This is a genomic window from Kyrpidia sp. (assembly GCF_023512215.1).
Classification (GTDB): domain Bacteria; phylum Bacillota; class Bacilli; order Kyrpidiales; family Kyrpidiaceae; genus Kyrpidia; species Kyrpidia spormannii.
On sequence record NZ_JAILZZ010000079.1, the window covers coordinates 1 to 7942 of the forward strand.

The following is a 7942-nucleotide window of genomic DNA, read 5'->3' on the forward strand; positions in this document are numbered from 1 at the left end:
GGGGCAGTAAGATGGCGTACCGAACCTACCGCAACCTGTACCGGATCCGGCCGTCCCTGTCCAGCATCGGGCAGGGGCGGTACCGTATCCGGCTTCCGAGGGGTGTGCAAATCACTTTTGACGCCGGAGTCTTGACCCTCGTGCTGTGGTTGCCCTGCTCCATTCTCGTTGGCCCGATCCTGTCCCACTGGATTCCCCTCAACCCGTTCTTTCTCGGAATCTTCGTCGCAGGTTTCGCAGGGTATCAGTTGAGCAAGCTCGACCCGGCAGGAAAGACGGTGGTGGCGTTTCTCTACGATTTGTCGAAGTATCTGGTGTGCATCGCTACACTTGCACCGCTACACCTGTATACATCCTGGTGAAGGCGCAACATGGGCGCTACAACTTTTCTGCTTCATAGACCAAGATTTCGGGTTATTTCCTGGATCTCAGAGATGGCACAATCTTTGCGAGATAGGGAGGTGGACACCAAGATACAAGGGAGGTTCACAGATGGCGAGCCATATTCAGGTGCTGGGTATCGATGCCGGCGGAACGATGACGGATACCTTTTTCGTGGATGCAGAAGGAAACTTCGTTGTCGGCAAGGCGCAAAGCACACCGTATGACGAGTCGGTCGGCTTGATCAACTCATCGACCGACGCGCTTGCGCAGTGGAATCTCACTGTCGAAGAAGTCTTTCCGCAGTTGGTGACGGCCGTGTATTCCGGGACGGCCATGCTCAACCGCATCGTACAGCGGAAAGGCTTACGCGTTGGATTGATCGTCAATCGCGGGATGGAAGATTTCCATCGCATGGGGCGGTCGATTCAATCGTACTTGGGCTATTCTTACGAAGATCGCTTGCACCTTAATACCCATCGCTATGATCCGCCCTTGGTTCCGAGGGAGCTGACCTTTGGTATCACCGAACGGATCGACATGTTCGGCAACATCGTCATCCCGCTGCGGGAAAATGAAGCGTATGAGGCGGCGCGAAAGCTTGTGGATCTAAACGTGGAAGGCATTGTCATCAGTTTCCTTCATTCTTACAAGAACCCCGTTCATGAACGGCGGGTGCGAGACATCGTTCTCGAGGTGGTGCGTGAAGCCGGGAAGAATATTCCGGTCTTTGCCTCTTCAGACTATTATCCCGTGCGCAAAGAGTCACACCGCACCAATACCACTATCCTCGAAGCGTATGCCGCAGAACCGTCGCGTAAGACGTTGGTCCGAATTAACGAGCGGTTTAAAGAACTCGGTGCCCGGTTTGACTTGCGGGTGATGGCCAGCCACGGCGGGACAATCGGCTGGAAGGCAAAAGAGCTGGCTCGGACAGTCGTATCCGGACCAATCGGCGGTGTGATCGGAGCGCGCTCTCTCGGCGAACGTCTGGGCTACCGCAATATCGCTGCCACCGATATCGGCGGTACGAGTTTTGACATGGCGCTAATCGTTCAAGGTCAGTTCACCATCCAACACGATCCTGATATGGCCCGGCTGGTTTTATCTTTGCCGCTCGTGCAAATGGACAGCGTGGGGTCTGGTGCCGGCAGTTACGTGCGCATCGATCCGTATACGCATGCGATTCGGATTGGCCCGGATAGCGTGGGATATCGCGTCGGCGTCTGCTGGCCGGAAAGCGGAGTAGAAACCGTCACCATATCCGACTGTCACGTCGTGCTCGGATACATCAGTCCGGATAATTTCCTCGGTGGGCAAGTTAAGCTGGATCCCGAACGGGCCCGAAAAGCAATTGAGGAGCAGGTCGCCCGTCCGTTGGGGCTCACGGTGGAGGAAGCTGCCGCGGGTGTGATTGAGCTGCTCGATACGCGCCTCCGGGATCATTTGCGGGCGATGATCAGCGGGAAAGGTTATCATCCCTCCGAATTCGTCTGCTTCTCTTATGGCGGCGCCGGCCCGGTGCACACATACGGTTATACCGAAGGGCTCGACTTCGAGGACATCATAGTTCCCGCTTGGGCGGCCGGTTTTTCCGCATTCGGTTGTGCCGCGGCGGAATTTGAGTACCGCTATGACAAGAGCCTCGACATCAACGTGGCGCCGGACGCCGGGGCGGCCGAAAAGCTCGAAGCCGTACAAGTGCTTCAGAGCGCCTGGAGCGAACTGGCCGAAAAGGTGATCGAAGAGTTCCGCCTCAACGGCTATTCGCCGGAAAGCGTCATACTGTTTCCGGGTTACCGCATGATGTACCGCGGTCAACTCAACGATCTCGAGATCAATTCTCCGCTCAACCGTGTCGAAAAAGCCGGGGACTGGGATCAGTTGACGGAGGCTTTTGAAGAGACGTATGCCCGTGTTTACGCAAAAGCCGCCCGCAGTCCCGAATTGGGCTTTACCATTACGGGTGCAATCATGCGCGGCATTGTGCCCAGCGTCAAGCCGCGTATTCCGGAAGAACCGCTCAACGGTGCAACACCGCCTAAAGAAGCGCTTCGCGGACAGAGACCTTTCTACTTTCGCGGAAAGTGGGTTAACGCCGACATCTGGGATATGGACACCCTGCGGGCGGGCAATCAAATTGAGGGTCCCGCGATTATCGAGGCCCCGGCGACGACGCTTGTCGTTCCACCGGGTTGGAGCACGACGTTGGATGCACACCGTCTGTTCCATCTCAAGCACCGCTAAAAATCACGATCATGAAGGAGGATGGTCCGAATGGCAAAAACCCGACTGGGCGTAAATTTTAGCCCGCTGAAGCTCCAGGGACAGACGCTCAAAGAACACCGCGATGAGGTGTTGCGGCTCACGCGGGAGACGGGGCATTATGCCGGTTTGACGAACTTCGAGCTCAAAGAGAGCGACCCGATCTTATACAACAAAATGTTCTCGCGGCTTCGTGCCGGCGTTGTGCATGCCCGCGAGACGGCGAAGCGCATCGCCGCTTCTCCGATCGTCGAGCAAGAGGGTGAGCTTTGCTTTACGCTTTACAACCCCGCAGGCGATTCTCTGATGACCTCTACGGGCATTATCATCCACGTAGGGACGATGGGCGCGGGCATCAAATACATGATCGAAAACGGATGGGAAGAAAACCCCGGGATTCGGCCGGGCGACATTTTTACCAACAACGACTGCATGTTGGGGAATGTTCACCCGTGTGATGTGCATACGATCATCCCCATCTTCTGGGAAGATCGGCTGGTCGGTTGGGTCGGTGGCGTGACGCACGTCATTGATACGGGCGCCCTCGGACCCGGATCGATGACCATGGGGCCGGTGCAACGGTTCGGTGACGGTTACCAGATCACCTGCCGGAAAACCGGAGAAAATGACCGGCCGCTCCGCGACTGGCTCCATGAAAGCCAGAGGTCGATCCGCACGACGCGTTACTGGCTGCTCGATGAGCGCACCCGCATTGCAGGCTGCCATATGATCCGCGATCTGGTGCTCGATCTCATTCGTGAAGTCGGAGTCGAAAACTATATGAAGTTTGCCTATGAGATCGTGGAGGACGGGCACCGCAGCCTGATCCGGAGGATCAAGTCGATGACGGTGCCGGGTAAGTACCGGGCAGTGGCTTTTGTCGACGTCGGTTATGACCATCCGGATGTTAACGTCCCGCCCTATGCGAAGGTCGACACGATCATGCATGCGCCGCATGAAATCACGATCAAAACGGACGGTACATGGAAGCTCGATTTTGACGGTTCGAGCCGATGGGGTTGGCATTCGTTTAACGCTCAACCGGTTTCGTTTACCAGCGGTATCTGGGTCATGATGACGCAAACCTTGATCCCGACGGAACTCATCAATGACGGCGCCTATTATGCGACGCAATTTCGCCTGCCGCGGGGCACGTGGCAGAATCCGGACGACCGGCGAACGGCCCACTCTTACTCCTGGCACTTCCTGGTCTCCGCGTGGAGCGCCATCTGGAGGAGCCTCAGCACGGCCTACTTTGCGCGCGGTTATCTCGAAGAGGTCAACGCCGGAAACGCCAATACGTCCAACTGGCTCCAGGGCGGCGGTTTCAACCAGTACGACGAGATTCACGCCGTCAACAGCTTTGAGGCCGCTTCCGAAGGTACGGGGGCTACTGCTGTGAAAGACGGTCTGGATCATGCGGCGGCGATCTGGAACCCCGAAGGCGACATGGGCGACATGGAGATTTGGGAGTTGGCGGAGCCGCTGATCTACTTGGGGCGTAATGTCAAGGCCAACACCGGCGGTTATGGAAAGTATCGCGGCGGGTGCGGCTACGAGACTCTCCGCATGGTTTACAATGCCAAGGACTGGACCATGTTCTTCATGGGGAACGGGTATATGGTCAGCGATTGGGGTTTGATGGGCGGCTATCCCGCGGCCACCGGTTATCGATTTGAAGCCCACGGTACCGATCTAAAAGAAAGGATCGAGCAAGGACTACCGCTTCCGCTTGGGCCCGACGCCGATCCCGATCACCCCGATTACGAGAAGGTCATGAAGGCCCGCACCATCAAGCGGGATAAGCAAACCATGACCACAGAGACGATTTTTGAGAACTACGATTTCTACCAGAACTACTTGCGCGGCGGTCCCGGTTTCGGTGATCCGATTGAGCGCGATCCCGTGAAGATCGAAGCGGACCTCAACGGCGGCTACTTGCTCCCCCGCTATGCGGAAAAGGTGTATGGAGCGGTCGTCTATCAAGATGAGCAGGGCCACTGGCATGTGGATCGGGAGGCGACCCAAAAGCGCCGGGAGGAGATCCGCAAGGAGCGCATCGCACGGGCCAAGCCGACGCAAGAGTGGATGAAGGAAGAGCGGGAGCGCATCTTACGCAAGAAAGCTTCGGTGCAGGTCCGTCACATGTTCGCAACGAGCTTCCAGCTTAGCCCCAATTTTTTGGCGGAATTCAAGCGATTCTGGGATCTTCCTGAGAATTGGAACTTGACCGAAGAGGAGCTTGAGACTCCCACCTTCGGCTCAAAACATCGCATGAGCGTAGAACAGCTTCCCGACGTGAAGCGCCTTGTGCTTGTCGAAGAGTAAGGAAGTACAGATTAGGTGAGGAGGTCGGCGCAGATGGGGTATGATCGAAAGAAAATTGAAGAATTGATCGACGGGACCATCGATTGGGAGACGCAGCATCGCATGCTTTCGGAGCCCAAAGATCCTGAACGCTTTCAGGTTTATCTTGAGATCTTGCAGGAACGGGTGCCGTGGGAGGACCGCATCCTCCTCCCTTATCAATATCATCTTTACATCGTCGAGAAAAAAGACACCGGCGCGTGGGTCATCAAGTGCGATTGTGGCCATGAATTTTGCGACTATCGAGAGAACTGGAAGCTTCATGCGCTCATCTACGTCCGGGACACGGAGGAAGCGATGAGCGAAATCTATCCAAAGCTGATGGCGCCGGACCCGAATTGGCAGGTGTTCCGGGAGTTTTACTGCCCCAGCTGCGGCACGCTTCTGGAAGTGGAAGCGCCCACGCCTTGGTATCCGGTGATCCATAACTGGGAGCCGGACATCGAAGCGTTCTATCGCGAGTGGTTGAAGATTCCGCTGCCGACAGAAAAGTGAGCAAAGGTGTGCAGCGCAATGGCCTCGTTCCATTGCGCTGCACCAACTTTTTTGTGGCGGATGGCTCATGGGCCAAATCGCATCGCGATGGGGGGATGGAAAGTGTCGGATGGACGCGGAACAGGCCGCCAAGACCCGGCTATTTGGAAGCCGGAAGAAGCGGAGCGAAAAAGAACTCGGCTTTGGTTCTTTATGCGGCGGGTCGGGGTGTCGTCCCTCAATGAATTGAGGGAAGGGGCGGCACGGGATCCGGCTTGGTTTTGGAAGGAGGTGGCCGACGATCTTCGATGGCCGTGGTTTGAGCCGTATGGGCAAGTGCTCGACGTGTCCCGGGGGAGCGCTTGGGCCAAATGGTTTGTTGGCGGGAAAACCAACGCGGCGGCTGCCTGTGTGGACCGACACGTGGGGACGGAGAAGGATCGGGAAAAAGCCCTGATTTGGGAAGGGGAAGACGGTTCTTCGCTTCAATGGACGTACGAGGAACTGGCCGATCGCGTAGGGCGTTGGGCGGCGGTGTTCCATCGCCTGGGGGTCGGCAAGGGGGATGTGGTGGGCGTCTATCTTCCCATGCTGCCGGATACGGCGGCGGTTCTTCTTGCCTGTGCCAAAGTCGGCGCGATTTTCACCCCCGTTTTCAGCGGGTACGGGGCGGAGGCGGTGCGGTCGAGGCTGGCCGACAGCGGGGCCAAGATTCTGATCACGGCGGACGGCTTTTACCGGCGGGGCAAGGTGGTGGCCATGTTGTCCGAAGCCACCCGGGCTGTGGAGGGATTGGATCACCTTCGCCACGTGGTGGTGGTGTCCCGGGTTGGAGCGGGACCGGAAGCGGACGGGGGAAGAGGGGAGGAGCCCGGCCGCGCGCGTCTTTTGGCGGCGGACCGGTTGTTGAGGGAGGTCTCGGCGGAGGTCGCCACGGAGGTGCTGGACAGTGAAACTCCCCTGATGATCATTTACACCTCTGGGACGACCGGCAAGCCGAAGGGAGCGGTGCACACGCATGTCGGCTTCTGCTTGAAAGCGGCGCAAGATTTGGCCCATTGCTTTGATTTGCGGGATACGGACACCCTGTTTTGGTTCACCGACATGGGGTGGATGATGGGGCCGTGGGCTGTTTTCGGAGGGTTTGCACTGGGGGCGACCGTTCTGCTGTACGATGGGGCCCCCGATTATCCTTCGCCGGACCGGCTGTGGCGATTGGTGGAACGGCACCGGGTAACCCATTTGGGTCTATCTCCCACCGTGATCCGTTCCCTCATGACCCAAGGAGACCATTGGGTCGAACGGGTAGACCGTTCGTCGCTCCGGGTGCTGGGATCGACGGGCGAACCGTGGAACCCGGATCCCTATATGTGGTTTTTTGATAAAGTCGGGGAAAAGCGCTGTCCGATCATCAATTATTCGGGGGGAACGGAAATCTCCGGCGGCATCCTCGGCTGTTTTGTAGGTGAACCCATTGCTCCTTGTTCCTTTGCGGGGCCGATTCCCGGAATGCATGCCGCCGTTCTCGATGAAGAGGGGAGGCCGGTGGAGCGGGGACAGGTGGGAGAACTGTGCATCCTGGGGCCGTGGGTCGGGATGACGCGGGGTTTCTGGAACGATCCGGAGCGGTACGAACAGACTTACTGGTCCCGGGTCCCGGGGATCTGGTTCCACGGAGACTGGGTGCGAATTGATGAACATGGGTACTGGTACATCGAAGGGCGTTCCGACGACACCCTGAAAGTGGCCGGCAAACGCATCGGACCGGCCGAAATCGAATCGGTTCTGGTCGCTCATCCGGCGGTGGCGGAAGCGGCTGCGATCGGCGTCCCTCATGCGGTGAAGGGGGAAGGGATTGTCGGTTTGGTCCGGTTGGCGCCCGGCGCCGCTCCTTCGGAAGAGTTGCGTACAGAATTGAGGGACTGGGTCGCCGGGTTCCTCGGGAAGGCGCTGAGGCCGGAAGAGATTCGGTTTGTCCGGGACTTGCCGAAGACTCGGAGTGGAAAAATCGTCCGCCGCGTGATCAAAGCGAAACTTCTCGGCCTGAATCCCGGGGATCTCAGCAGCCTGGAGAACCCAGAAGCACTGGAGGCCCTGACGGAGTGAGCGTGCCGCTCTTCCTGTCAGGTCTCCCCACCGAGCGTGTAAACTTAAAGTAGTAGACCCCCATGCCGCCGGGGCGACACCAGTAGAAGGATGAAAATGGGTCGGTGTTGAACAGGTACTCAGGTGGCTGGTGAAGCGGATTAACCCCCGCAGATTGGACACATGCTCCCGATATTGAGCTGTTGCGCAGTCTTGCTACGGCCTTTGCCCAAATTGCCATCGGTCGTCAGGCTGTCAAGGGCCGCTGTCGCTGGACCTTCGGTCCTCCCTTGCAGCTCCTCCTCCCTCTGGCAAGGGGTAATTAAGGGCAAAGGCCCATGCTACGTACTGGCGTACGTCAGACCTTCAC

5 protein-coding genes are annotated in these 7942 nt (G+C 57.9%); all 5 read left to right on the plus strand.

Going from position 1 to position 7942, the window contains the following annotated elements; translation table 11 throughout:
- The coding region (locus K6T64_RS15730) for a TcpE family conjugal transfer membrane protein (RefSeq protein ID WP_288011013.1) at window positions 1–362 on the plus strand (362 nt) is incomplete at its 5' end.
- Window positions 363–492: 130 nt separating this feature from the next.
- The gene (locus tag K6T64_RS15735; protein ID WP_288011015.1) at window positions 493–2628 is read left to right on the plus strand and encodes a hydantoinase/oxoprolinase family protein; all 2136 of its coding nucleotides are present in this window, start codon (window positions 493–495) and stop codon (window positions 2626–2628) included.
- Window positions 2629–2658: 30 nt separating this feature from the next.
- Entirely contained in the window at window positions 2659–4974 is a 2316-nt protein-coding gene (locus tag K6T64_RS15740; RefSeq protein WP_288011017.1) for a hydantoinase B/oxoprolinase family protein, read from the plus strand.
- Between the two features lie 33 nt (window positions 4975–5007).
- Window positions 5008–5508 carry an acetone carboxylase subunit gamma gene (locus tag K6T64_RS15745; protein WP_170086154.1) on the plus strand — a complete coding sequence of 167 codons (501 nt, stop codon included), beginning with the start codon at window positions 5008–5010 and terminating at the stop codon, window positions 5506–5508.
- 102 nt (window positions 5509–5610) lie between these two features.
- Window positions 5611–7593: an AMP-binding protein gene (locus tag K6T64_RS15750; protein WP_288011019.1), complete on the plus strand. Its 1983-nt coding sequence runs from the start codon at window positions 5611–5613 to the stop codon at window positions 7591–7593.
- Window positions 7594–7942 lie beyond the last annotated feature (349 nt).